16 protein-coding genes and 1 riboswitch are annotated in these 25,394 nt (G+C 37.8%); of the genes, 9 read left to right on the forward strand and 7 right to left on the reverse strand.

The window, feature by feature from the left end; all coding sequences use genetic code 11:
* Positions 1-142: 142 nt before the first annotated feature.
* The 3 genes from hepC to ACHRWY_RS21490 all read right to left on the reverse strand — a co-directional run bounded on the left by hepC (position 143) and on the right by ACHRWY_RS21490 (position 6,408).
* Positions 143-2,125, reverse strand: a complete 1,983-nt coding sequence (hepC, locus tag ACHRWY_RS21480) for a heparin-sulfate lyase HepC (RefSeq protein ID WP_395357426.1) — start codon at positions 2,123-2,125, stop codon at positions 143-145.
* A 30-nt stretch (positions 2,126-2,155) separates the two neighbouring features.
* On the reverse strand, positions 2,156-4,936 hold the full coding sequence (locus ACHRWY_RS21485) for a chondroitinase family polysaccharide lyase (RefSeq protein ID WP_395357427.1): 2,781 nt from the start codon (positions 4,934-4,936) through the stop codon (positions 2,156-2,158).
* Between the two features lie 269 nt (positions 4,937-5,205).
* Positions 5,206-6,408, reverse strand: coding sequence for a glycoside hydrolase family 88 protein (locus ACHRWY_RS21490; protein ID WP_395357429.1), 1,203 nt, complete (start codon positions 6,406-6,408; stop codon positions 5,206-5,208).
* 531 nt (positions 6,409-6,939) lie between these two features.
* On the opposite strand from ACHRWY_RS21490, the gene ACHRWY_RS21495 reads away from it, so the two are divergent.
* Positions 6,940-7,512 (forward strand): chalcone isomerase family protein, encoded by a 573-nt coding sequence (locus ACHRWY_RS21495; protein WP_395357430.1) that lies wholly within the window; start codon positions 6,940-6,942, stop codon positions 7,510-7,512.
* Positions 7,513-7,567: 55 nt separating this feature from the next.
* Here ACHRWY_RS21495 and ACHRWY_RS21500 read toward each other — a convergent pair whose 3' ends face one another.
* The 3 genes from ACHRWY_RS21500 to ACHRWY_RS21510 all read right to left on the reverse strand — a co-directional run bounded on the left by ACHRWY_RS21500 (position 7,568) and on the right by ACHRWY_RS21510 (position 11,223).
* Positions 7,568-9,616: a M13 family metallopeptidase gene (locus ACHRWY_RS21500; protein WP_395357432.1), complete on the reverse strand. Its 2,049-nt coding sequence runs from the start codon at positions 9,614-9,616 to the stop codon at positions 7,568-7,570.
* Between the two features lie 154 nt (positions 9,617-9,770).
* Complete coding sequence (locus ACHRWY_RS21505; RefSeq protein WP_395357434.1) at positions 9,771-10,784, reverse strand: TQO small subunit DoxD; 1,014 nt, start codon at positions 10,782-10,784, stop codon at positions 9,771-9,773.
* A gap of 85 nt (positions 10,785-10,869) precedes the next feature.
* Positions 10,870-11,223 (reverse strand): hypothetical protein, encoded by a 354-nt coding sequence (locus tag ACHRWY_RS21510; RefSeq protein WP_395357436.1) that lies wholly within the window; start codon positions 11,221-11,223, stop codon positions 10,870-10,872.
* Positions 11,224-11,610: 387 nt separating this feature from the next.
* Positions 11,611-11,710, forward strand: a riboswitch (SAM riboswitch).
* Between the two features lie 250 nt (positions 11,711-11,960).
* On the opposite strand from ACHRWY_RS21510, the gene ACHRWY_RS21515 reads away from it, so the two are divergent.
* From ACHRWY_RS21515 to ACHRWY_RS21545, 7 genes are all read left to right on the forward strand, one after another.
* Positions 11,961-15,131, forward strand: coding sequence for a SusC/RagA family TonB-linked outer membrane protein (locus ACHRWY_RS21515; protein WP_395357437.1), 3,171 nt, complete (start codon positions 11,961-11,963; stop codon positions 15,129-15,131).
* Positions 15,132-15,150: 19 nt separating this feature from the next.
* Positions 15,151-16,608: a RagB/SusD family nutrient uptake outer membrane protein gene (locus ACHRWY_RS21520; protein WP_395357439.1), complete on the forward strand. Its 1,458-nt coding sequence runs from the start codon at positions 15,151-15,153 to the stop codon at positions 16,606-16,608.
* Between the two features lie 77 nt (positions 16,609-16,685).
* Positions 16,686-17,675, forward strand: a complete 990-nt coding sequence (locus ACHRWY_RS21525) for a redoxin domain-containing protein (RefSeq protein WP_395357440.1) — start codon at positions 16,686-16,688, stop codon at positions 17,673-17,675.
* Between the two features lie 183 nt (positions 17,676-17,858).
* A complete protein-coding gene (locus tag ACHRWY_RS21530) occupies positions 17,859-19,103 on the forward strand; it encodes a M14 family metallopeptidase (RefSeq protein WP_395357442.1) in 1,245 nt (414 codons plus the stop codon).
* A gap of 12 nt (positions 19,104-19,115) precedes the next feature.
* On the forward strand, positions 19,116-21,281 hold the full coding sequence (locus tag ACHRWY_RS21535; RefSeq protein ID WP_395357444.1) for a S9 family peptidase: 2,166 nt from the start codon (positions 19,116-19,118) through the stop codon (positions 21,279-21,281).
* A 201-nt stretch (positions 21,282-21,482) separates the two neighbouring features.
* Positions 21,483-22,979 carry an amino acid permease gene (locus tag ACHRWY_RS21540; RefSeq protein WP_395357445.1) on the forward strand — a complete coding sequence of 499 codons (1,497 nt, stop codon included), beginning with the start codon at positions 21,483-21,485 and terminating at the stop codon, positions 22,977-22,979.
* A gap of 22 nt (positions 22,980-23,001) precedes the next feature.
* Positions 23,002-24,498 carry an aminotransferase class V-fold PLP-dependent enzyme gene (locus ACHRWY_RS21545; protein ID WP_395357447.1) on the forward strand — a complete coding sequence of 499 codons (1,497 nt, stop codon included), beginning with the start codon at positions 23,002-23,004 and terminating at the stop codon, positions 24,496-24,498.
* Positions 24,499-24,535: 37 nt separating this feature from the next.
* Here the strand turns inward: ACHRWY_RS21545 and ACHRWY_RS21550 are convergent, their stop codons facing one another.
* Positions 24,536-24,865 carry a winged helix-turn-helix transcriptional regulator gene (locus tag ACHRWY_RS21550; protein WP_395357448.1) on the reverse strand — a complete coding sequence of 110 codons (330 nt, stop codon included), beginning with the start codon at positions 24,863-24,865 and terminating at the stop codon, positions 24,536-24,538.
* A gap of 69 nt (positions 24,866-24,934) precedes the next feature.
* Here ACHRWY_RS21550 and ACHRWY_RS21555 point away from each other — a divergent pair, with 69 nt between their 5' ends.
* Positions 24,935-25,381 (forward strand): VOC family protein, encoded by a 447-nt coding sequence (locus ACHRWY_RS21555; protein WP_395357450.1) that lies wholly within the window; start codon positions 24,935-24,937, stop codon positions 25,379-25,381.
* Positions 25,382-25,394: the final 13 nt, after the last annotated feature.

Genomic DNA, 25,394 nt, shown 5'->3' on the forward strand with positions numbered 1-25,394 from the left:
GTGGAAATAACAAGATTGTAGTTCGTTTTTGGTTTTAATTATTTGAAATGTAATAAGTTATAAGTTTGTGTGTTTGAGTAACAAAAAAAGACGTCTAAAAAAATATTTTTAGACGTCTTAATAAACTTAATCTTTAAATTCTTTACTCCTGTAAGCTGGTTTTTATTTCGCTTTTCTTACCATCAATAGTAATGCTTAAATTAAGGATTCCTTTTTCGAAATCATTACCTGCATTTGGTTTAATGCTGATTTCAGGAGCTTTATTGCCATCGTACGGGTAAACTATGCTTATGAATTGCTGTGCTGTGGTATCTTTTTTAGGTTTTTCGAATGCAAAAGCCGGTCTGGTGATTTCTTTCGCGTAAGAGTACGATACTTTTCCTTCTTCTTCGTTTAAAGTTACTTTGTCGGTGTTTAAGGATTGAATCAAAAGGTTATTTCCATCTTCGTAAGTAGTATAAACTTTATTGTTTACTTTATCAAAAACGGGCTTGCTGTCTTCTTTTAATTGAAAATGAACTCCTAAATTTCCTGTAGCTTTACCAATAGCTTTATCAATGATCAAAAAGTATTTTTCGTTGATAAAAAGCATGCTTCGCTGATGATTCAAATTTGTATAACTAGGATTTGTATAGGCTAATATATCAAGGTTTTTACCCGTTTGCCATTTGTTTTGCTGTGCTTTGGTAATAACCATATTCTGATTGTCTAATGTCAAAGTACTATGTACTCTGGTTTGACGAAACCAGTTTCTCATTTTGGTTACTTCGGCATCACCGCTGTAAATGTAACAGCCGGTATCAGGGGTGAAATTGCGTCCTTTTACCCAAAGTTCGAAAGTTCCGTTATCGGGCTGCGCATGAAACTCTGCGGGTGGACCAGCTTTTAAAACCATTATGGTTGCTTTATTGTCCCATCCGTTTCTAAACGTGTACAATCCTCCATTTGGGAATGCATTGGATAAATAATCAGGCAATTTTCCTGATTTCCCTTCTGTTGCATAGTATTCGATAAGTCCGTCTTTTGGGAACATTTCTGACCAGCTTGCAAATTGCTTTATTCTTAGGTTTTTATCGACAACCCAGGTATCGCCAAACATGGGATAATTGTAATTAGGGAAAGATATGTTGGCAGTAACAAAGACCATTTTTTCGATTGTTTTGATATACGATTCCGGAAATTCGTTTGCTACACCCGCCATTTTTGCTGCATTATAAGCCTTTGTAAAAATTTCGATACAGCCCACATGATAGGTTGGCGAAAGTTCCCATTGCACGCCGTCAGGAAGTACCTGCAGTTTTATTTCGCGGTTCAGTATTTCGATACCACTTTTGCGCCATTCTTCGGATTGTTTAAATTCAGGAAAAAATGCTCCTGCACCTAAAACACGTTGCGCTTCAAACAATAAATGATTGCCTTCTTTACTGTAGTGTTTCGGAATATAAGCGGTTTGTTTGTTGAAGCTGTTTAAAAACTCCATCAAAAATGCCGGTGTAAAATTGGGAGAAACCACAAATAAATTAAACACGCCCGGAAAGCTTTGTATGCGTTCTGATACTTCCAGCGGACGCCAGGCAATACTATCATTTTCGACAGAACGGCCTAAGTAATTTTTCTTTTCCCAATCGCGAAATTGAAAAACCCATTCTTTGGCATATTTTTCATCGCCACTGCTGCGGTAGGCCAGTCCCATAGAGGTCCACCAGGTTACGCGGTGCAATTGCCAGCGAATTTCATTGTCTTTTACAGGCCAGTAATCCCAGTTAATGTCTTTTCCAAAATCAAAAAAGCCGTAGCCTTTATGGGGCTGAAACTGATGTAATAAGGCGTTATCTGCTTTTTCCTGATTGGCTTTTCCGATATATTTTCCTTTAAACTGGGCTTCTTCGCCTAAATTAAAATCCGAATGTCTGATGTTTTTACGATTGCGGTAATAGCTCAAAAGTTCTTTAGCTGCAGCATCATATTTAGCTGCATTGTAAAGCTGGTTTACTTTTTCTAAACCCGCACAGGCAAGATTAATATTATCGAAACTTGCCTTGGTAATGGGCGTTTCCTGAGCCTGTGTTAAACAGGACATCAGCAGCATGAAAAATGCTGCTGTTGTTTTTTTTAAGTTTATCATGTGGTTATTTAATTAATAGCGTTTCATTTTTTATTGTTTAATAAGCTTAACTGTTTTTTTCTGATTTGCCTGACGTATTTCGGCAAGATAAATTCCTGATGACCAGTCATTGCCTAATACAATTGTTTGCCCATAGTTTGATTTGATGGCTTTTATTCTTCTTCCTAAAGTGTCAAATACCAGAACAGAAATGGTTTCTGCAGTATTACTGGTTACGTTGATCTTAAATTCTGTTTGTGCAGGGTTTGGCGCAACAATTACTTGCAGTTCATTATTTTGCAATTCCGATTTTTTGATTCCTAAGGTTGGTTTTACTAGTTCAGTCTGTATAGTTAATCCGTTGATGGTCGTAAAGATAACATCCGTATTTGAACCGTTGATTGTAGTCATGACATTGCTTTGTGGTTCGGCTAATTCCCAATAACCGCTTAGTGTCAGCGTAACCGGATCTGCTTGCGGTACTCGGTTTAAAATGGAATTCTGACCACTAATCTGACTCCATTTATAGGTTTCATTTGCTGTCAATAAACCAAGATTTGGATTCGTAAGGCTCACTTTTAGTTGGTTTCCTCCATCCGCTTTTTGAGTCATTACAACGGCTGGTTTGTTGACGCTTACTACGGCATCATAAGTAAATACTGTTGCGGGATTGAAGATTACGTAACCAAATATGTTGTCCGGAATGTACTGCACAATATGCGCCTGACTGTTTTGATGGTAAATTTTAAAATAAGAATTGAAATTATCTGCAAGCTGTTTTGTTTCCGTTTGACCGCCCTGCATTATAACGGCATATTGAAATTTGCCAGCAGTAGGAGCGATACCATGATTGATATATGCTATGGTGAAATTGCCTGTCGTATCCAGCGTATTACTATTATTACGCGAGTTTTGTACGGAACGAGTTACGGTTACAGGATCTGTATTGTTAGCGTTTGACGGAATTACGTATCCATTCCCGATGGCATCTGTAGCCCAAAATGCTCCGGTTGTTTGTGTCTGGGTAAAATTGGTGCCAGTTGCCGCTGTACCATTCACGTAAGTGGGAGTATTGACATCTGCCAGCGCCGTTTGAAATAAAGTGGTGTGAATGGGATACGTACCGTTGACATCCCTGATATTAGTGGCCAGACAAAGTATTATATTTTTGAAAAAGAAATTAGATTTTTGAGCCGTCATGGGTGTCACAGAATTAAAGTCTTTATAATCCATGCCAAAAACACCATTACTGTCTAGAGAGCCGTGTGCCAAAAAGGATTTTCCGTTCATTTCGCGCATAGTCCCGGTTCCCAAAATACTTAACGGAAGGCTGGCAACCGAAGTTCCGGGTATGTGTGACCAATCCCAGCCGTTTTCTGCATAACCATTGGAACTTCTGGTTACAGGATTTCCTGTGGTAAGTATTTCTAATGCTCCTGCAGAAGTATATCTCCCAAACACATTTTCGGTAGCCGAGTTTTCGAAATGCCAGATATTTTTGCTTGTTCCTTTTACGCTGGCCTGAAATCCGTTGTATTTATGCACGCTTAATCCGGCATACGGAAAATTAAACTGGCCTTCGGTTATTTCAGGAAGCGGGGTGAGGCTTGCATTTAAAGTCTGCAGCATATCCATTAAACCGCCAGGCGTGTAAACCAGGGTAATCGATAAAGCATTCATTCTTAGTAAAGCCGTATTTGCTGTTGGGGAAATACCCCAAAGGCGTACAAATTCTCTTCCGGCATCTGCATTGGCAACAGGGTCGGTTACATATAAAAAAGCCAGTGCAGGTCGCAAATCATTGAGCGCATCGCTGTTGGTGGGGAATCTTCCCGCAAGACCCAAAGGCATTTCAAAACCTTTACTGAATTTACTGTAGGTTAAGATAGCTGTTTTTAGATTGCTTTGTGCTTCGGTATTCAATTCATATGCGGTATTTTTCAGCATCATATTCATGATCGAAGATTGGTGCAGGGCTTCTGTACCATACGAATTCGAATAGGCCCCTCTGTGATGATAGGTTATAAAATCGGGTTTAATGCAATCGTTCCAGCCATTACTGATTTTTAGTGCATTATTGAGGAAGCGTTTTAGAAAATCCATATTGGCAAGTTTCGAATTGTCTGTGTCGTCCTGAGCCAATACATAACAAAGTCTTTGCTGAATGGAGGAACGCACAACATCAGAATTAAAACCCGGATTGGTAAAATTAAAATCAGGATATTCAGGCGCTATAAACGCTGTGAGTGTGTTAAGCGCTCCCATATGATGTGCAAATTCACCCGCAGCAATTAGTTCGTCTTTCATTAAAAAAATAGCTGTGGCATATCCTGACGAACGCAAACATACCCCGTGGCCACTTGTAATCACTTCTTCGGTAGCGGGAATTGCCAGATAATCAAAATTGCTTGTACTGCTTATTCCTTTTGCTTTCATATAACTAAAAATGCTCAAAATCATGTCTCTTACTGCCGGACTGTGATAATCCGGATTTGGGGCAGCAGCGGATCCTTTTAGCTGATATAAAAAGACAAGCCTGATCAGCTTTAGTTCTACTATATCCTGATACGCTTTTTGGTCTGCACTTACGGTAAAATTCCATACCGGCCCCGGACTGGCAAAATTGTAGGCCGATAAATTTTTAGCTGCTATTCCGCTGCTTAAATAACGGCTGTATCGCTCATTCACCTGCGATTTTGAATAATCGAGATTTTCGCCTGTAAGCCAGTTTTGATATTTTGTTTTAATGTTATTGATCTCACTCAATTGAGCATACGAGAAGTTGAATACTATGGCGATTAGCCATCCGGATAAAAGTAATTTTTTACGCATAAGATTATTTTTTAAAGAGACTAATTATTAGAATTTTATTGTTCTGTTTATGCTGTATTCTTAGCAATTATTTCATTAATGTTCGTAAAGTATTATAATGTTTTTTGATCCAACTATCAGGTCAGGAGTTGTTTCGTATAAGTCGTATGTTAAATGCTTTTGGCAAACAGTTTATCATTTAGAATACATAATATGCTTTTATTATCCCTGACCTGATTCGTTTAATAGCATTTTCTCATCTGCTGGCGAATCGTCAGATTAACAGGTTTTTAAATCTCAATTTTTTTGATGGCAGCATATCTTTTTAGCGCTTCTAAGTAATAATAGTCAGCGTAATCAAGGGGTGTATCAATCTCTGAATTGTATAGAAAAGCGCCAACGCTATGTTTTAGTAAGAAAAAATTATTCTCGCCTGGCTTAGCTAAATAATTTTCAGATGATAAAGATTTTAATATGTCTTCGGCATAATCGGCATATTTTTTTCCGTCTTTTACCTGAGTGCTTAGATCGAGTAGAGCAGAAGCTATAACAGCTGCCGCCGAAGCATCTCTTGGGGCACGCTCTGCAGTATCCATTGCATTGTGTACATCAAAATCCCAAACTGGTACTTTGTCTTTAGGCATACGAGGATGGTTCATGATAAAAGAAGCAATATGTTCTGCTTGTTGTAAAAATTTTGGATCTTTTGTATTTTCATAACAAATCGTATAGCCATACAATCCCCAGGCTTGTCCACGAGCCCAGGCCGATTCGTCAGTAACGCCCTGATGTGTTGCTTTGCGCAATACTTTGCCTGTTTTTGGATCATAATCGACCAAGTGATAAGAGCTGTAATCTGTTCTAAAATGGTTTTTCATGGTCGTTACAGCATGAGTACTTGCAGCATTTGTATATTCCGGTTTGTTAAACTGGCTGGCACTCCAATACAAATACTCCAGATTCATCATATTGTCGATAATTACAGGATAATGCCACCATGCAAAATCCCAGGAACGGATTGTTCCCACGGTGGGACTAAAACGTGCATAAAGGTTAGCAGCGCCATCAGCCAATACCGGAAGGTAAATTTTGTCGCCCGTAATTCTGTACGCATTTCCATAAGAACAATAGAGCATGAAACCAACATCATGCGTGTTTTTTATATTTCGGATAGAATCCAGGGCAAGTGTAAACTTTTTGGCTTCATCGGCCAATGCTTTATCGCCTGTAAGTTCATAGCCGTACCAAAGACTTCCAGGGAAAAAACCCGTTGTCCAATCGGTTAAGCCAGCTAATCTTACGGTGCCGTCAGGGTTTACTGAACGCGGATTTTTCCCCGGTTTATAAGTTTGTGCGGCTTTGTTTAATTGAAAATGGATAACCTCTGTTGTTTTTTTGAACCAAACCAAAGAAGGATCATCCTGATTGGGTTTTGCAAAAGAGCTTAGAGTAATAGTGGAGAGGACCAGAAATAGATTGAAAGTTTTTTTCATAGTGTAATCGGTTATATCTGTATTCGGTTTGTTTGAATATTTATAAAGCGAAGTTAAATATGAGGTAGAAAATGGGCTTTCAGTTTCTATTATAAATGTTTTGAATTTGTGTAAAAGGCCTCTTTACACATTCAAATTTGGTTGATTTAGGATTGTCGTTTCTTTTTTTTGTTGTTTTAAAAAAAACATAGACATAAAAAAGGGCAATCTTACTTGTAAGACTGCCCTTTTTTTTAAAGTAATCACTTGTACTGTTTTCAGGTAGAAATACTCGTTTTGAAACGAAAGAAAATAAGAATGATTTGTTGTATTATTTATAAAAACACTTTTTTAACCTGTAATTCTGTTAAACAAAGTACCGATTTGAACGGGTAAATTTAAAAGGTCTATTTTTTAATAAATTATTGACTGTTAGTTATTTATAAGGTTTTTCGTTTCTTTTCCCAATGTTAATTTTGTTAAAAAAGACTTATAAGTTATTAAAAATAAGAAAAATAGTAGTATTTTGCGGAAAAATAAAATTATATCATAATGAAAATCTTACAGTTAAGTACTCTGATCCTTATTTTTCAAATTTCAACAGTTTCGGCACAAAAGACTTTTATAATTGATGGTGTTGAGGTGCCCCGAACACTAGAATTTATGGATGCAAAATTATCATTAAATGGTGGCGGAACAATAGCAAAAGCATCTTCAAACGGTTTTGTACAGGCTTTATACCTATCCCAATTAAGGCAGGATCCCAAGTTTATTATTGCAGATAATTCAGAAATGGGCATGCGAATTCAAATTACCTCTTCAGGATTATCTTCAACGAAATTAATTAAAATTTTTAATGAGAGTTTTCAAAAATCCCTGGGAAAAAAAATAGATGATTTTAAGCCCGAAATTGAAAAATTTAATAACTGTCTGGTAGGAGAAATCGAGAAAGGCGATGTGTTAAAGTTGATGTATTCTTCTACTGATACGTCAGTATCTGTCTTTAAAAATGATAAATTAAAAGGGAAGATTAAGGGAATCAATTTTAAAAAGGCACTTTTTGGTATTTGGTTGTCTGATAAGCCAATAGATGAAAAATTAAAAAATCATTTGTTGGGAAAATAACAATTAATCAAATTTTTTAAAGCCGGAAGCAAGTAGTTTCCGGCTTTATTTAGTATTACCAAATACGAACTCTTTTTTCAGGTGCCAGATAAAGCTTGTCATTTGGGTTTACGTTAAAAGCTTTATACCAGGCATCAATATTTCTAACCACGCCATTTACACGATATTCTGCCGGAGCATGATAATCTTTAGATACAGTCATTCTGTAAGCTTCGGGCGTATAAAGGCTTCGGCTTACCTGGCCAAGAGCTATAAAAAAACGCTGATCGGCCGTGTACCCGTCTAAAACAGGGGGATTATGCTCGTGATCAGTGCAATACAACTGATACGCTTCATAGGCTACGGCAAGTCCTGTCAGGTCACCAATATTCTCGCCAAGCGTTTGTTTTCCGTTGAGATGAATTCCATCCGGTGATGTAAAAGCATTATATTGCTCCACAAGCTGTGTTGTCCGGGCTTCAAATGATTTTCGGGTTTGAGGTGTCCACCAGTCGCGCATTACACCATTGCCATCAAACTTAGATCCTTCGTCATCGAAACAATGACCTAATTCATGGCCAATTATAGCGCCAATGGCACCAAAGTTTACGGCTGAATCTGCATAAGGATCAAAAAACGGGGGTTGCAGGATACCGGCAGGAAATTCGATCGAGTTGTATAACTTACTGCTGGTGGCATCGACAGTTTGGGGAACCTGATACCATTCTTTGCTGGTAAAAACCTTTTGAAGCAGCGAGCGTTCGTAGTCCCAGTTTGCTTTTGCAATGCTTTGTTCGTTGCGTATAGGATCATTGACATCAAATTCAAGAAAGGAGTAATCACGCCAAATATCAGGATATCCAATTCGAACCGTCAAAGCATTCAGTTTGGCGAGCGCCTCTTTTCTGCTGCTGTCGTCCAGCCAATCGAGCCTTTCAAGTCTTAAGGCAAAAGCTTTACGGATGTATCCAACTACATCATTAATACGTTGATTATAATCAGTAGGGAAGTAGTTTTCTACATACAATTTCCCAACCAATTGTCCCAGACGATTATTAACATACTGAATAGATTTCTGTTCTCTGGGAACCTCTTTTGTAATCCCATTCAAAGTAGTAGAATAAAAATCAAATTGATTTTTCCGAAATTCCGCTGGCAAAAAAGGAGAATGGTTTACGATCCAGTGAAATGCCAGATAAGAAGACCAAACTTCTACAGGTGTTTTTGCAAATAGAGCAGCTTTAGCCTGTATCGCCGAATCTGCCTGCAAAATTACTTCTTTTACATTTTCTACTTGTCTGCAGGTTAAAAACACTTTCCATGGAAAACCGGGGGCATAATCATTTAGTTTTGAAACAGCTATTACAGGCGAATTGATTTTGGTATCGCGCATTTGCTCAGGAGTCCATTGAAGGGCTGCTAATCTGGTTTCAATTTCCAGGATATCGTCCGCACGCTTGCTGGCATCTGAAATACCTGCAAGCTGTAATGTTTTGATAATATAGGCTGTATAGGCTTTTCGATAACCCGGATAAAGACCATCAGGTTTGTTGTAATGTTCGGGTGAAGGCAAACCAATACCACTTTCGCTAAGCGTAACAAGAAATCTGCTTCGGTCCTTAATGTCTGGCGTGGTATGAATACTGACAATAGAAAAAGATTTTGGATTCGCCATCCATTTTGCAACATCTTCATAATTCTGTAAGGCAAGAATACGTTTTAAATCCTGCTGAATGGGTTGAAGTCCTGATTTTTCCATGTTATCTGTATTAAGATAACCCGAATAAAGCGCATTAATTTGTTGCAAAGAAGCTTTTGAAACATTTCCAACGGTTACTTCTCCATGAATAATACGGGCTATTCTTTCATTAACTTTACGCTGGACCTCACTATAATTACTAAATCCTGAAAATCCCGCCGGAATAGTAGCTGATTTTAGCCAGCCCTCATTTACATAGCTGTAAAAATCATTACCCGGCAATACTGTTTTACTGATAAACTGAGTTTCAATACCCCAGTCTCCGTAAGTGGCCTTGCTCTTATTTGTTTCCACCGTCTGCCCCATAACATAACAGGGAATCAATGAAAATAAGGCCGTTATAATAATCAGAATAATTTTTAACATAGATGGTATTTTTTCGTAATGTGCCAAAGTTACTTTGAGTTGCTGAAGTATAATTGTACAAATGCGAATAAGAAATTATTTTTTCCATTTCAAAGAAGAAAGTTTGACGGGACTTAAACGATAAATCCCATCAGAACTTTTTATAATTATACTTTCATAAAATGCGTACTTGCTGTGTCCAGTTTAGTCCACTAATGTCTGTTAACTCCAATGTGTATTTGCCACCATAATTTTTTAAAGAAGGGATTTGAAATTGTATTGTAGCTTTTGCCCCTAAAGGCAAAATAAGGCTGTGTTTCCCGGGTTTGACTTTGGCGACATACTTGTTTTTAATCTGTTCTTTGGCAAGTTGTGAAAGCTGTGTCTGATTTTGTTCAAAAACGATTTTTCCATCCTCACCTGTTAACTTAATTCTAATAAGGAAAGAACCGTAAACATCTGCGCCTTCATCTCTAAATACGGTAAAAGTTAAGGCATCATTTTGAACAGTGGCATTGCTTATGGTAACATGGGGACGTACAGAAAGATTATGTAATGTACCATAAACGCCGCCATGAAAATATTGATTGGTAAACAATGTCAGTCCTAAAATAAAAACAGATCCAATTAGTACTGTTCTGTTTACCGTTTTATCTTTTAAGGGCAAGATTCCGGAACCTATAACAGCAAACCATTTTTTATGGGTAAAGGATTTATTTTTGCTAATGAAATATTCATCAAGAGCATATTTTCCTCCACCGGACATAAAAACAGTAAATCCTGCGGCAACTCCCAGAACGCCTATCTGCCATTCGTCCAGACAAGTCGTTCCCAGCCATCCTGAACCCAATAGTATACCTAATGCCAGACTAAAGACCCCCATACTCATCAGTCGGGTAAAGAGACCCAGCATAAACAATAATCCAACAATTCCTTCCATAATAGTAAAAGAAGCCATAGCCCACCAAAGGCTATCCGGATTGGAAACAAGATGTTCTATAATAGGTTTTATGCCCAGTGCATTAGGCAGAAAATGATTGAACTTCTCGCCAATATAACCTGCTTCATCAGGGTTAAGTTTGTTTTCTAAAATAAGCCTTCTCCAGAAAGCAGAAAAATAAGTCCAGCCTGCAACCCAGCGCAATGCTGTAGTAAACATTCCACCATATGTATAGTTGTGATTGTTCATAGTAATTTGAATTGAAATTTAATGATAATATACAGTGTAACACCTCAATAGTTGTATTGAAGTACATTAGAATTAAAATCAAAAATCAAATCAGATATTGTTCGTGTAGCAGATAAATAGGAATAATTTTAGACCCTTTTTTTTCGGGAAAAGAAGTGTTTTGCAGAGGAAAAGAAAGAGTGAATTGCCGGAAAACCGAAAAATCATTAGCACAATATTTCTTTACCGCTTTGTATTGAAAGGAGCCGCAAACTTTTTTTGTTGCTGCAGCTATGAAACAAATGCCTGATTGTGGACCCGTAAGCTTATTTTCTACTTCGTTTAAAGGAATATCCAGTGTCAGCTTAATTTCCCTTTTAGCAGAGCAGGGGAGGCACAGAAAAAACAGCATCAAAATGATGATCGTCTTTGAAAAACTATTTTTTAAAGCATGCTGCATTCAATTGTTTTTTTTTCAATTCTCAAATATAGTTAAAAAAAGCCTTGGAGATGATGCTTTCATTTTTAAAGATAGGCTGAACAATCCCTTTTTTCGAGATTATTAAAAGCCTGCATTTTTTTGAAATCACTTATTTAGGAATTATTTTCTTATAATAAATTGCAGTTATGATTTTTTTTAATGTAAAATTTAAAAAAATATTAGATTTTAATTTTATACACTGATTTAGTTTTATCTATTTGTTTTTTAATGTATTACGCTTTTATTTTTATGTCTTTGGATCTTAAAGTTTTATTCATTTTTATACGGCAAATAAAAAAATAAATTTAAACTCTACTAATTCTGTAGAATTTATATATATTTGCAGAGTAGAAAAAAATTCTGCATGACTTATCCAGAAAGACTGAGGGAAGAGGCCCGATGAAGTCTTAGCAACCTGTTGCCCAATAAGGTGCTAAATCCTTCCGTTACGGCGGACAGATAAGAAAGATTTCTTTTAGAAAATCTGAATAAGACATTAGTATTAAAATGATTTATTTTTAGAATGAAAACGCAACCAGTATTACACGCCAGTCCGGAACAATTTAATCTGTTTTCAAATGAAGAAAGCTATTCTCAGGTTTTCCGAATGCAATACACTTAACTTTTTTTAATTTCCTGTTTTATCACTAGAATGATTAGGCCACTTTAATATTGGCCCGGGAATGTCTATGTCCAATTTTTTAAAACCAAACTCAATGAAAAAAATCTTACTAATTTTAATTTTTCTGTTTAGCATACTTCCGGGCAGGATAAGCGCACAGGAACGAACGATAAGCGGTACCATCAGAGGTGCTGATAATGGAGAACCTTTGCCGGGAGTTACTATTATTGCTACTGAAAGTGGTAAATCTACGATCAGTGACGGAAACGGCAGGTTTTCTCTTTCCATTACACCACAAGATACACAGGTGTCTGTTAATTTTATAGGTTACGAAACATTAGAAAAAAGAGTAAACTCCTCTTTGAATGACATTCGGTTAAATCCTTCGAATACAGCCTTAAAAGAAGTTGTGGTTGTAGGTTACGGTACGCAAAGCAAAAAAGAATTTACAGGTTCAGCAGCCCGTGTTACCTCCAAAACAATTAAAGATATTCCGGTACAAAGTTTTGAGCAGGCACTTATCGGGAAGGCTTCGGGAGTAAATGTTTCTAACCCGAGCGGGGTTTTAAATGACCCTCCGGTAATTAGGATCCGAGGTGTAAATTCTATTTCCCTAAGCTCATCTCCTTTAGTAGTTATTGATGGAATCCCGGTAAATTCCGGTGATATTTCGACTACAAATTCAGTAGCAAATAATCCACTATCCGATATTAATCCATCAGATATTGAATCGATTGACATCCTTAAAGATGCCGCATCAACCTCTATTTATGGTTCTCGTGCAGCGGGCGGTGTTATTTTGGTTACTACTAAAAAAGGAAAAGCAGGCAAAGCCAAAGTTACGTATGATTCCTGGGTTGGAATTACAACAGCGACCAGATTGCCTCATCTTTTAAATAATACACAATACGAAGACATCAAAAATGAAGCAGTATTAAACAGCAAAAATTTAAGTGGTAATGCCAGTAATGCATCTGTTGCATCGGCACTTTTTTTTCCGTCTTTTAATGCTGATGGTTCACGTGTCAATACAAAGTGGAGTGATGAGGTATATCGTGATGCGGTTTCTCAAAATCATAATCTTAGCATTTCAGGCGGAACAGACAAAACGAGATATTATTTTTCTACCAATTATTCTAAACAGGAAGGAATTACAAAGGATAATGAATTCGAAAGAAAAGGAGCAAGGTTTAATATCGATCATGATGTAAATAGATGGTTGAAATTAGGCGGGAACCTTTCTTATAACAATACTTTTAATCAGGCACAAAATACGGGATCCCTAAGCAGCAGCGGATTATTGCTAATTGGAGCAGCACGTCTGGCTTTGGTATTGCCTCCAAACGTGGCAGTTTATAATGCAGATGGTTCATACAATTTAAGTTCAACAGGAACAGCAAGTGCAGGAAATAATTTATTTACCAATACTTTATGGCATCCGGATGCTTTATTTGATAATAGTAAATACACCAGTTCTAATGATCATTTTGTGGGAAATATTCATGCTACAATTACATTTTTCGACGGATTTAAGTTTGACAGTAGTTACGGAATCGACAGATTGAGAGCCGAAAATATTACTTATTTAAGTCCGAATCTTGGATCTTCGGCCTATGCTACAGGGGGTTCTGCTACTAATATTTCGGCTTTGAGAAACAATTACAACTTTACCAACAGTTTTTCTTTCGACAGGCGCTTTGGAGCCAGTCATCATATCGCGGCATTGGCAGGATATGATGTTCAGAAATTCGAAAACTCTTCGTGGGGAGCAAATCAAACCAATGTTTCTGATCCTTTTTTCGAATATTATCAGGGAACATGGGGAGCAATCAGATCTACAGGAAATAGTTTGTCTGAACGGCTTTTTCTTTCTTCTTTTTTTAGGGTATCGTATGATTATGCCGGAAAATATTTTATTACCGGAAACTTTAGAAAAGACGGAAACTCTTCTCTTGGGTTGAATAATAAATACGGAAATTTTGGTGGTATCTCTGCCGGATGGTCGATAAGCGAAGAATCATTCTTTAAAAACAGCGGAATTACCCACTATATTAGCGCCCTAAAATTGAAAGGAAGCTGGGGAAGAGTAGGAAACGGAAACCTTTCATCGGCGTATGCCTCGCAAAATCTTTACGGTGCATCGATTTACGGAACGGCATCAACCTGGGCTTTGTCGCAGGCAGGAAATGAAAACCTGGGATGGGAAACCAGCGACCAGACCAACATTGGACTTGAAGCAGGGTTTTTTAAAGACCGATTACAGTTTACAGCAGATTATTTTAATAACAATGTAAACGGATTGATTTTAAGTACGCCACAATCACCATCAAAAGGGATTCCCGGAGATGCCATTCTTTCTAACGTGGGTTCAATGTACAACAGAGGGATCGAATTGGGACTTAATGCCGCTATCGTGAATAATGAAAACTTTCAATGGAAAGCTTCGTTCAATTACACACATGTAAAAAATAAAGTTACGGCTCTTGCCGAAGGAAATACAGACATTATTGGCTATACGCAGGTAACTACAGAAGCCAATAATATTACAAGAGTAGGTTATTCTGCCGGAAGTCTTTACGGTGCCGTAACTGCCGGTGTAAATCCGGATAACGGACGAAGAATCTTTCTGAATAAAAATGGCGAAAAAGTACAGTACAGTGCTGCTGTTCCTTCCGGACAAAGCAACTGGACCTATTTAGACGGAACAACTGCGGCAGCGATTACAGTAGCAGACTATCAGGTTCTGGGTAACGCACTACCGGTTTGGTACGGAGGTTTAACGAATGTTTTTCAATACAAAGCTTTTGATTTTACTGTTGGCTTTACCTATTCAGGCGGTAATAAAGTGATGAATAATACCAGGGGAACCCTTTTAGACCAGCGTTTTTACAACAACTCAACCGAAGTTTTGAACCGTTGGACAACACCGGGACAAGTAACGAATATTCCGAGATTGGTTTACAATGATGTCATTTCAAACGGATCAAGCGGATTTGCGATTTCAGATAACGCAGAAAAAGCCGATTTCTTACGATTACAACAATTGGCCATTGGTTTCTCTCTTCCAAGAAATATTCTTTCAAAAGCAGAACTATCATCCGTAAGATTGTATTTGCAGGCAACCAATCTTTTCCTGATTACTTCCTATACGGGATCTGACCCTGAAACTTCTTCAAACGGGGCTTCAACAACTTCGATGGGAGTAGAAAAGAACTCCGTAGGACAAGGAAGAACATTCACATTTGGTCTTAACGTAGGTTTTTAATAACGAATAAAAGTATACCATGAAAATAGATTTAAAATCATACAGAAAATCAGTGGCAGTAGTTTTGCTGCTCTCCGGAATATTGTTTACCTCTTGTGAAAATAATGAAGATTTAAACATAGCGCCCGAAACAACAGTTTCAGATAAAGATATTTTTAAAACTCCGGCAAGAATCGAAGGTTTGGTAAACGGAATTTACAAAGCGTTAAAAGGCGCCAGTTTATATGGCGGCCGTATTCTTTTGTATCAGGATCAGCGTGGGGAAGATTTTATCAACATCACGGCTAATAATTTTACAGGTTATGAAAGCTGGAACAACTCGTACAGTTCCGGTTCTAATGATATCAACAACCTTTGGTCCGCAGCTTATACGACCATTAATAATGCTAATATCCTGATCGAAGGACTGGCAGTGAACCCGGGTGTAGTGACAGAGCAAAAAGCCAAAGAGTATATTGGTGAAGCTAAACTATTGAGAGCGTTGGCGTATTATACTTTAGTGATCAGTTACGGACAGCCTTATAATAAAGATGCCGGAGCCTCAAAAGGAGTTCCGCTTCGATTAAAAGCAGAAACCGGAGCAGCAAACAATGATTTGGCAAGAAGCAGTGTTGCTGAAATTTATGCGCAGGTGCTAAAAGATTTAAACGAGGCCGAAGCAGCGCTTCCGCAAAGTTATTCAAGTGCCGAATTAAACACGACCAGAGTACACGTAAGTACGGCGATTGCTTTAAAAACGAGAGTTTATCTTTCTATGAACAATTGGGCAAAAGTAATTGAAGAAGCGGTAAAATTAGCGCCACAAACACAAGCACCATTCTCTACCACGGCCAGCGATGTAAAACATGCCTTACAATCGGATATTACAGTTTTGTTTTCTTCGAATTATACTACAGTCGAATCGATTTTCAGCATTCCAATGAGCACTTTGGATTCTTATACAGGACAATCCTCAATCGCTTATATCTACAATACCAATTTAGAATATTACTTAAATCCAACCGGTATTTTGGGAGATGCACAATGGAGAACAACCGATAACAGACGCAATTTAACGAGAACAGTTTCGGGAAAACAATACTTTAAAAAGTATGCTAAGCCATCGCCATTCCTGGATTATATTCCGGTGATCCGATACTCTGAAGTACTGTTAAATTATGCCGAAGCTGCTGCCAAAACAGGAAACCTGACACTTTCTGCCAATCTTTTAAAAGCGGTTCACCAACGTTCTGATGCTTCTTATGTTTTTGCGACAACGGTTACTTCTGATCAAAACCAATTGATTGACGCTATCTGGAAGGAACGCCGAATTGAATTATTAGGAGAAGGTTTCCGAGGTCCTGATTTGCTTAGAAATCTTCAGGTGCTACCGGCAAAAGGCGATAGTAAATTACAAACACCGGCCGTAACACCATCAGATGCCAATTATATATTTCCACCTGCCAATACAGAGTTGGCAACGAATAAATTGTATTAAAAATTTCGAGATAATAATAACCATGAGCTTTGTCAAAGTTGAAATCTTTGACAAAGTTTCGACTAAAATCAATTAAAATGAAAAAAATAACAGCATTTTTAGCTTTATGTCTGGGGGCAACAGGAGTTCAGGCACAAGAAAGTAACTTACAAGTAAAAGGAACAGTTGTAGATACGGTGGCCCAATATGTGTATTTGCAGAAATTCCACAACAAAATGTTTACGACGATTGATTCTGTAAAAGTTACAAACGGGAATTTCAGTTTTAAAACAAAAGTAAAAACACCCGAATTGTACGGCCTAAGCGTCAATACAGCCAATACTCCGTTGTATATTTTCCTTGAAAAAGGACCAATTTCGGTAAAATTGAGCCCTGCAAAATACTACGGCAATTCGGTTGTAGAAGGTTCTGCATCTCAGGATTTATTTGATACCTACAGAAAAACGAAAGACGCAGAAATCAGCAAATTCATCACAGAACATCCGGCTTCCATCGTTTCGGCTTATGTGTTGTACAGAAACTGGTCGTATAGATTAACTCCGGAGCAAATCACACAAAACATTGCTTTACTGGATAAAAGTCAACAGAATAGCACTTACGTGAAAGAACTTCAGGAATTAGTAAAAGTGTTAAACGGATTGCAGATTGGAAAAAAAGCACCGGATTTTGTCTCCAAAGACCCTGAAGGAAAACCGGTTCGCTTTTCAGAAAACCTGAAAGGATATACATTAGTTGATTTTTGGGCTTCATGGTGTGGACCTTGCCGAAAAGAAAATCCAAACATTGTAGCTGCTTACAAAGAGTTTCATGATAAAGGGTTTAACATCATTGGTATTTCTTTAGACAAAAAGAAAGAAAACTGGATTAAAGGAATCAAAGACGATAATTTAAACTGGCTTCAGGTCTCAGAATTGATTTACTGGAATAGCGAAATTGCTAAATTATACGGTGTACGAGCGATCCCGGCCAATTATCTGGTAGATTCAAAAGGGATTATTGTAGCGAGAAACCTTCGAGGAGAAGAACTTCAAACGACACTTCAATCGCTTTTAGCAACTAAGTCCTAAACGCTTAAAATAATTAAACCCCATTTTATCATCCTGAAGAAGGAAGGATCACATTACAGGCTCCACGTAGTATAGGATCAATCTTTTTGGAGTGATGGGGGTGATTGCTTTTCCAGTTGCTTTCGCCTGTGCCTTTCTTCGTCAGAATGACAAAAACTTTATAAATACAAACCAAAAAGAAATATGAAAACGAAATTGTTTTTTTCAGCAGCTGCTTTACTGGTCATTACAGCCAATGCGCAGGTAAAAAGTAGTTTTAAAGGACAAGATCCCATAACGGCCGTATCTACTGTAACACGTCCTGTTGAAAAACAATGGAAAGGCGTGTTTGACAAGACCGGCGATGCTGTTTTCTTCGGAAATGATTTTGCGGGAGCCAGATTAAACGGTGTTGTTAAAATCGATGAAAATACCTTCAGCGTTTTGATTACGCCGGAAAATGCTCCAATTAACGGAAGTCCCTGGTATGCGTTTAAAGTCTGGTCGAAAACCAGCAAAGAAATTCAGATCCGGTTTGATTATCCGGCAGGTGTAAAGCATCGTTACAATGCCAAAATCAGCACCGACGGAAAAAAATGGACCGCTTCTGACAACGGAACTTTCGTAAAAAGAGAAAAAGATTCCAATTATGTTTTGAAAATAAAAGTAAGTAAAGATACCACCTGGATTGCCGCTCAGGAGCTGAAAACGTCAAAAGATATAAGCGAATGGATTTCGGGCCTGAAGAATAAAAACAATACGGCCGAAGCTTCTATTGGCTTAACCGCCGAAGGCCGAAAAATTCCTGTTTTTAGTATTGGAAATCCAGCAGCCCACAATAAAATACTGATTTCAGGGCGCAATCATCCGCCGGAAGTTACAGGACATTATGCGCTCGAAGCTTTTGTTGAAACATTGACCGCCGATACACCACTGGCAAAAAAGTTCAGGAAGAAATTCGAAGTCTATGTAATTCCTTTACTAAATCCGGATGGGGCAGACGGCGGATTTTGGAGACATAATTCAGGCGGAGTAGATTTAAACCGGGATTACAATGAGTTCAATCAGCCGGAAACCAGAGCCGTTCGTGATTTTCTTAAGAGTGAAATAAAAGATTCAAATAAACTATTGTTTGCCATTGATTTTCATTCTACTCATGATGATATTTATTATACCGTAGACCCTGAGTTAAAAGGAAATATTCCGGGTTTTGTTCCCAATTGGCTGAACAAAGTCAAAGACGGGATTCCGGGGTATATGCCACATGTAAAACCATTGTATTTCAAACCTCCCACTTTTACCTTATTCAGTTATTTGTTTGAAACGTTTAAAACAGAAGCCTTGGTTTTTGAAATTGGAGACAATACACCACAGGATTTTATTAAAAAGAAAGGCGAAGTTTCGGGAGAAGAATTTATGAAACTAATACTTGAAAGCAGTAAGAACTAAAAGAATATCGAGATGAATAAAATCAAAAATAAAATTTGCATCGTTTTAGCCCTGATCGCATCGGTCTGTTGTTTCAGTCAGCAAAAAAAGGAATTAATTCAGGTTACGGATCTTTTAAAAATAAGAACAGTTGCCGATGTAGAATTAAGCAAAGACGGTCAAAACGCCGTGTTTACGGTAAAAAGTAGTATTAAAAATGCCGAAAACCCGTTGGATTACGATTATGATACCCAGCTTTGGCTGACTAAAACTTCAAAAAACAGTTTGCCAAGACCATTAACTTTCGGTAAAGAAGGATCAGGTTCTCCGGTCTTTAGCCCCGATGGAAAACAGATCGCTTTTGTAAGAAGTGTAAAAGGAAAATCTCAGTTGTTTCTTTTAAAAGTTAACGAAGGCGGAGAACCTGTTCAGTTAACCGATTCAAAATACGGAGCCGGAAACCCAAAATGGAGCCCGGACGGAAAACAACTTTTGTTTACAGCATCCATTCTCATCAATGAACTGGTCAAAGATTCCGTTTTAAATCCGAAGAAAGAATTGCCATTGTGGAGTTTTGAAAAACCGGGATTTGCTGCCAGTGAGAACCTGAAAATCAACAAGACAAAAGCAGATCCAAACGGAAATATCGAAGCCATTAGGGCTTATCTTGAAATTAACGAAAAAGACAAGAAAGCAAAAGTAATGGATAAGCTGCAGTTTCAAACTGAAACGGGACTTAGCAGTGAACTGCGATTTTCGCATATCTTTATAATCGATGCCAAACCCGGCGCAAAAGAAAAAGCGGTTACAAAGGGTTTTTATTCTTTTACAAATCCTTATTTCGTAAGCAATACCAAAATTGCCTTTAACGGAAATATCAACGAAAAAAGACATCCGGACAGGGTTCTTGAAAGCAAAATCTACACTATTGATACAGATGGAACGAATGTAAGGGAATGGCTTGGCGCAGAAAACCTTGTCTTTCAGCTCTTGGCAGTTTCTCCTTCAGGAAAACAATTGGCATACCAGGAAAGCAGTATCAATACCTTAGCTGTTCCGGTACTTAAAATTTTTAATTTAGAAAACCCTGCAACAAAAAGCAAAGTGATAGAGTATGATCGCAATAGTAGTAATGTAAGGTTTACTAAAGACGAAAAACAACTTTACTTTATCTCTTCCGGCAATGGCGGATATGTACTCTGTAATGCTTCATTAAACACTTTAAAAGTCGAAGCATTATCAGGTGTAGATCAGGGTATAACTGATTATGATGTTAACAATGGTGTGGTCGTTTTTGCTAAAACAGATGTAAAAAATCCATCTGAATTATATGTTTCAGATTTAAGATTAAAAGAGCCCGTATTGCAATCTGATTTTAATGCTGACTGGCTGCAAAACAAGTCCATAAGTATTCCTGAAAAAGGCACTTTTACCAATGAAAAAGGTCTTGAAGTAGAGTACTGGATCATGAAACCCACTGTATTTGAACAGGGAAAAAAGTATCCTTTACTAACCGAAATTCATGGTGGGCCAGCTTCAATGTTTGGTCCAGGTGATGCGAGCATGTGGCTTGAATATCAGTTTTTTTGTGCTCAGGGATATGGAGTAGTGTATAGCAATCCAAGAGGCTCTTCGGGCTATGGCGAAAAGTTCCTGAGATCGAATATTAACGATTGGGGAACCGGACCTGCAAGCGATGTTTTAACTGCTGTGGACAAAACCGTTGCACAAGGCTGGGCAGATCAAAACCGGCTTTTTATTACGGGAGGATCTTATGCCGGTTATTTAACCACCTGGATTATTAGTCATGACCAAAGGTTTAGAGCGGCTTCAAGTCAGCGTGGGGTTTATGATTTTAGTACTTTTTTTGGAGAAGCAAATGTATGGCGCATGATTCCGAGATATTTTGGGGGTTATCCGTGGGAAGAAAAAACCAGGGTAATATTAGAAAGAGAATCACCAATCAATTACGTAGAAAACATCAATACTCCTTTTTTAATTTTTCATGGTGACAATGACAATCGTACCGGCGTTACACAAAGTCAGATGTTGTACAAGAGTTTGAAGGTTTTAGGCAAACCTGTAGAATATGTGAGGCAACCGGGAGCGAGCCATGAAATTACAAGAAGTGGTGATAATCGCCAGAGAATCGATCAATTGCTTCGTACTTATGAATTCTTCGAAAGATTCAATCATTAAATAATAAACAGTTAACACATAGTGGTGAAGTTTCGGGATAGATTTTTCAAAAAGAAATGTATTGCTCTCACATTGATTACTATATGGATTTAAAGAAGAGAAATGCCTTTTTTTTAAAGTCTTATACGGTATGCCCTATGGGTTTAAATTATAAGCTTTCCCGAAAGTTAAACGAATCGTTTACGCTCAACAATAAAAATTATGTTATTAAAAAAATCAATAGAAAGACTAGTTTCAGAAAACGAACAAAATGACGGAGCAGGATTAAAACGTTCATTGGGACCTATAAACCTTGTAGCGTTGGGAATTGGTGCAATAGTAGGAGCGGGAATATTTTCTCTAACCGGCATTGTAGCTGCTGAAAATGCTGGTCCTGCTGTAATTCTATCGTTTATTTTGGCAGCTGTTGCCTGCGCTTTTTGTGCTTTATGCTATGCCGAATATGCCTCAATGATTCCTGTTGCAGGTTCGGCATACACCTATACGTATGCAACTATGGGAGAATTCATGGCCTGGATTATAGGATGGGACTTGGTTCTTGAATATGCCCTTGCTTCTGCCACCGTAGCAGTAAGCTGGTCGAGTTATGCAACGAAATTATTGTCGCACCTTCAGATTAATTTGCCTCCGGAACTTACCAGTTCTCCATTTGATCCTGTAAAATTGGCTGACGGATCAACGTTAAGCGGCGGAATTGTTAATTTGCCTGCTATTGTAATTGTGGCTTTACTTTCGCTGGTACTCGCAAAAGGTACCAAAGAATCTGCGACGATGAATAATTTATTGGTATTGTTGAAATTAAGTGTGATTGTTCTTTTTATTGTTTTAGGCTGGTCTTTTATACAAGAAGAAAATTATCATCCTTTTATACCCGAAAATACGGGAGAATTTGGCCATTTTGGCTGGTCAGGAATTGTCAGGGGTGCCGCAGTGGTATTTTTTGGGTTTATTGGTTTTGATGCCGTTTCGACAGCAGCACAAGAATCTAAGAACCCGCAAAAAGATATGCCAATCGGGATCATAGGTTCGCTTTTGGTTGCCACCTTTTTATATGTTGCGTTTTCTTATGTAATGACTGGTATGGTTTCTTATAAAACATTCATTGGTGATGCCAGTCCTGCCGCAACTGCTTTTGCTGTAACAGGGTATCATTTCCTGAACAGTGCCTTGATTATTGCCATTTTAGCGGGTTATACTTCTGTAATTCTGGTAATGCTAATGGGACAATCAAGGGTATTTTACAGTATGTCGAAAGACGGGCTTTTGCCTTCGTTTTTTAGTGATATCCACAGCAAATTTAAAACACCCTGGAAAAGCAACCTTTTCTTTATGGTATTTGTGAGCATACTAGCCGGATTTGTTCCTATTTCTGATTTAGGGCACATGGTAAGTATCGGGACACTTTTTGCTTTTTCACTGGTTTCACTGGGAATCATTATTCTAAGAAAAACAAGTCCGGAAGCTAAAAGAGGCTTCAAAGTGCCATTGGTACCTTTTGTACCCATTTTAGGTATTGGTGTATGTGTGTTTTTAATGACAGGGCTTCCGCTTGAAAGCTGGGAACGATTATTTGTCTGGATGGCAATAGGGATCGTATTTTATTTTCTTTATGGAAAGCGTCACAGTAAACTAAGGATAGAAAAAGAACTTTTGCAGCGTAAGAATGAAAATTCAAACGATCAAAATTTAAAAGAATAAGTTAATTTAAAATGATTAGGATATGAATGCTATAGAGAGAAAACCGAAATCAAGTCAATTAGAACCCTATTTTTCTAAATTTAGGGGAAATACATTAGGAATACATCACAGTTTTGAATCTGTTTACGGAGAACAGGATTTAATATACGCCGACTGGGTGGCCAGCGGAAGATTATATGTGCCAATTGAAGATATTATGCTAAATAAAATTGGCCCTATGATCGCCAATACACATTCTTTTTCAAGTCATACCGGTAAAACATCAACTCATGCATATCAGCATGCGAGAGAATTAATCAAAAAGCATGTCAACGCCGGTGAATCTGATGTTCTGGTAACGACAGGAACCGGAATGACAGCTGCGTTGTCTAAACTGCAGCGTTTTATTGGTTTGCGTTCTGCGGATAATAAATCAAAAATTCAGGAAAATGATACCGATAAGCCTGTCGTTTTTATCACACACATGGAACATCATTCGAACCAGGTCCCATGGTATGAAACCAATGCCGATGTGGTCATTTTACCTGCTGATGAAAACAATTTGGTGAATCCCGGAATACTTGCCGAAGAAATAAAAAAATATGCCGGCAGAACCTTAAAAATAGGTTCCTTTACGGCCTGCTCGAATGTAACAGGCATTATTACGCCGTATCACGAACTGGCTAAAATTATGCATCAAAACGGCGGACTTTGTTTTGTTGATTTTGCAGCTTCGGCACCCTATGTCAAAATCGACATGCATCCAAAAGATCCTGAACAAGAGTTGGATGCCATTTTCTTTTCGCCACACAAATTCTTAGGCGGACCGGGAACGTGTGGTATTTTGGTCTTTAATGAAAAATTGTATAAAAGTGATATTCCGGATAATCCGGGAGGAGGAAATGTAAAATGGACTAATCCTTCCGGGAAGTATAGTTACAGCGATGTCATCGAGGTTAGGGAAGATGGCGGAACCCCCGGTTTCCTGCAGGTAATCAGAACCGCATTAGCTTTAGGGCTGAAAGATCAAATGGGTGTAACGAACATTCAAAAGAGAGAGAAAGAGTTACTTGATCTGTGTTTTTCTAAACTTCAAAAAGTAAAAGGTTTAAGGATTTTAGGAGATACCAAAGTAGATAGAATTGGCTGTGTGTCTTTTGTAGTCGAAGATATTCATTACAATTTAATCGTAAGACTTTTAAATGATCGTTTTGGAATTCAGGTTCGGGGCGGCTGGTCGTGTGCCAGTACATATGCACATTATTTGTTTGATATTGATGAAGAAAGATCTAAGAAATTTACTGACGAACTTTTTCAGAAAAATCAAAGTAACAAACCGGGCTGGGTGCGATTATCACTGCATCCGATAATGACCAATCACGAGCTTTTATTTATTTGCGACGCTATACAAGCGGTTGTTGAAAATCATAAAAGCTGGCAAAACGATTACCGGCACAATAGTGCTACCAATGAATTTGAAAGTATTGTCAAAGAAGAAAATATAGTAGAAAATGTAAAAGAATGGTTTAGGCTGGAATAAGCCCGGATTAGCGCTTCTTTTTGAACTTAAATGATTATTAATCTATTTGCCATTCCGCCAGGTTCAAAAGAATACTTTTAAGAGATTTCCCCTTTTCAGTTAAAGAATACGATACAGCATCCTCTTTTTTTACTTTAACAATCAATGCGTCATTTGTTAATTGTTTAAGATGAAGTGCCAGCATTCGGTCACTTATTGCGGGAAGAAGTTGTTTGAAATCAGAAAAAGTTCTGGAATTATGTTCCAATAAAGAGAAAAGTAACGAAAGCTTCCAACGGCCTGAAAGAAGCAGGAGTGTTTTTGAGGCATTACAAAAATCAGTAAGGGTTTGTTGGTTTTCAAAGTTGGTTGAACTTTCTTTTCGCATTGCTAACAATTTTGTAAGTAGGCCTTGCCAGAGCCATTAGAAACTATATTTGCATCAAAAGTAATCATAATGAATCACAACATAAAAGGATTTCATCATTTTGCCCTTAAAGCATATGATATTGAAAAAACAATAGCATTTTACGAAACATTAAATTTTGAAGTAACACACAGTTGGAGCCTGCCGGAGTTCCATTTAGAAAAGTGTGTCATGATGAAAAACAAAAGCTTTGAATGTTATATAGAGATATGCGATAATAATGCTAATTTTCCAACTCAGGGCCGTAAAAGAAAACAGGGCGATCCTTATATTGAAAATGCACTTTTACACATTTGTTTTATCGTTGAAGATGCCAAAAAGGCTTATACCGAAGCCATTGAAAATGGAGCCAGACCCTTATCGGAAAAAGAAACACTGGAACTTAAAAACAGGGGAAAAACTATTACGGTTAGTAATAGTTTGGTATATAGCCCTAATGGAGAAGTGATTGAATTTCTTGAAACGGTGGCTTTCTGAAAAAACTTCTGAA

Origin of the sequence: Flavobacterium sp. FlaQc-48, from assembly GCF_044007335.1 — a bacterium.
Lineage (GTDB): Bacteria > Bacteroidota > Bacteroidia > Flavobacteriales > Flavobacteriaceae > Flavobacterium.

Excerpts from the sequence above, each read along its gene's own strand:
- hepC (WP_395357426.1), bottom strand. The coding sequence starts at position 2,125 with ATGATAAACTTAAAAAAAACAACAGCAGCATTTTTCATGCTGCTGATG.
- ACHRWY_RS21485 (WP_395357427.1), bottom strand. The coding sequence starts at position 4,936 with ATGCGTAAAAAATTACTTTTATCCGGATGGCTAATCGCCATAGTATTC.
- ACHRWY_RS21490 (WP_395357429.1), bottom strand. The coding sequence starts at position 6,408 with ATGAAAAAAACTTTCAATCTATTTCTGGTCCTCTCCACTATTACTCTA.
- ACHRWY_RS21495 (WP_395357430.1), top strand. The coding sequence starts at position 6,940 with ATGAAAATCTTACAGTTAAGTACTCTGATCCTTATTTTTCAAATTTCA.
- ACHRWY_RS21500 (WP_395357432.1), bottom strand. The coding sequence starts at position 9,616 with ATGTTAAAAATTATTCTGATTATTATAACGGCCTTATTTTCATTGATT.
- ACHRWY_RS21505 (WP_395357434.1), bottom strand. The coding sequence starts at position 10,784 with ATGAACAATCACAACTATACATATGGTGGAATGTTTACTACAGCATTG.
- ACHRWY_RS21510 (WP_395357436.1), bottom strand. The coding sequence starts at position 11,223 with ATGCAGCATGCTTTAAAAAATAGTTTTTCAAAGACGATCATCATTTTG.
- ACHRWY_RS21515 (WP_395357437.1), top strand. The coding sequence starts at position 11,961 with ATGAAAAAAATCTTACTAATTTTAATTTTTCTGTTTAGCATACTTCCG.
- ACHRWY_RS21520 (WP_395357439.1), top strand. The coding sequence starts at position 15,151 with ATGAAAATAGATTTAAAATCATACAGAAAATCAGTGGCAGTAGTTTTG.
- ACHRWY_RS21525 (WP_395357440.1), top strand. The coding sequence starts at position 16,686 with ATGAAAAAAATAACAGCATTTTTAGCTTTATGTCTGGGGGCAACAGGA.
- ACHRWY_RS21530 (WP_395357442.1), top strand. The coding sequence starts at position 17,859 with ATGAAAACGAAATTGTTTTTTTCAGCAGCTGCTTTACTGGTCATTACA.
- ACHRWY_RS21535 (WP_395357444.1), top strand. The coding sequence starts at position 19,116 with ATGAATAAAATCAAAAATAAAATTTGCATCGTTTTAGCCCTGATCGCA.
- ACHRWY_RS21540 (WP_395357445.1), top strand. The coding sequence starts at position 21,483 with ATGTTATTAAAAAAATCAATAGAAAGACTAGTTTCAGAAAACGAACAA.
- ACHRWY_RS21545 (WP_395357447.1), top strand. The coding sequence starts at position 23,002 with ATGAATGCTATAGAGAGAAAACCGAAATCAAGTCAATTAGAACCCTAT.
- ACHRWY_RS21550 (WP_395357448.1), bottom strand. The coding sequence starts at position 24,865 with ATGCGAAAAGAAAGTTCAACCAACTTTGAAAACCAACAAACCCTTACT.
- ACHRWY_RS21555 (WP_395357450.1), top strand. The coding sequence starts at position 24,935 with ATGAATCACAACATAAAAGGATTTCATCATTTTGCCCTTAAAGCATAT.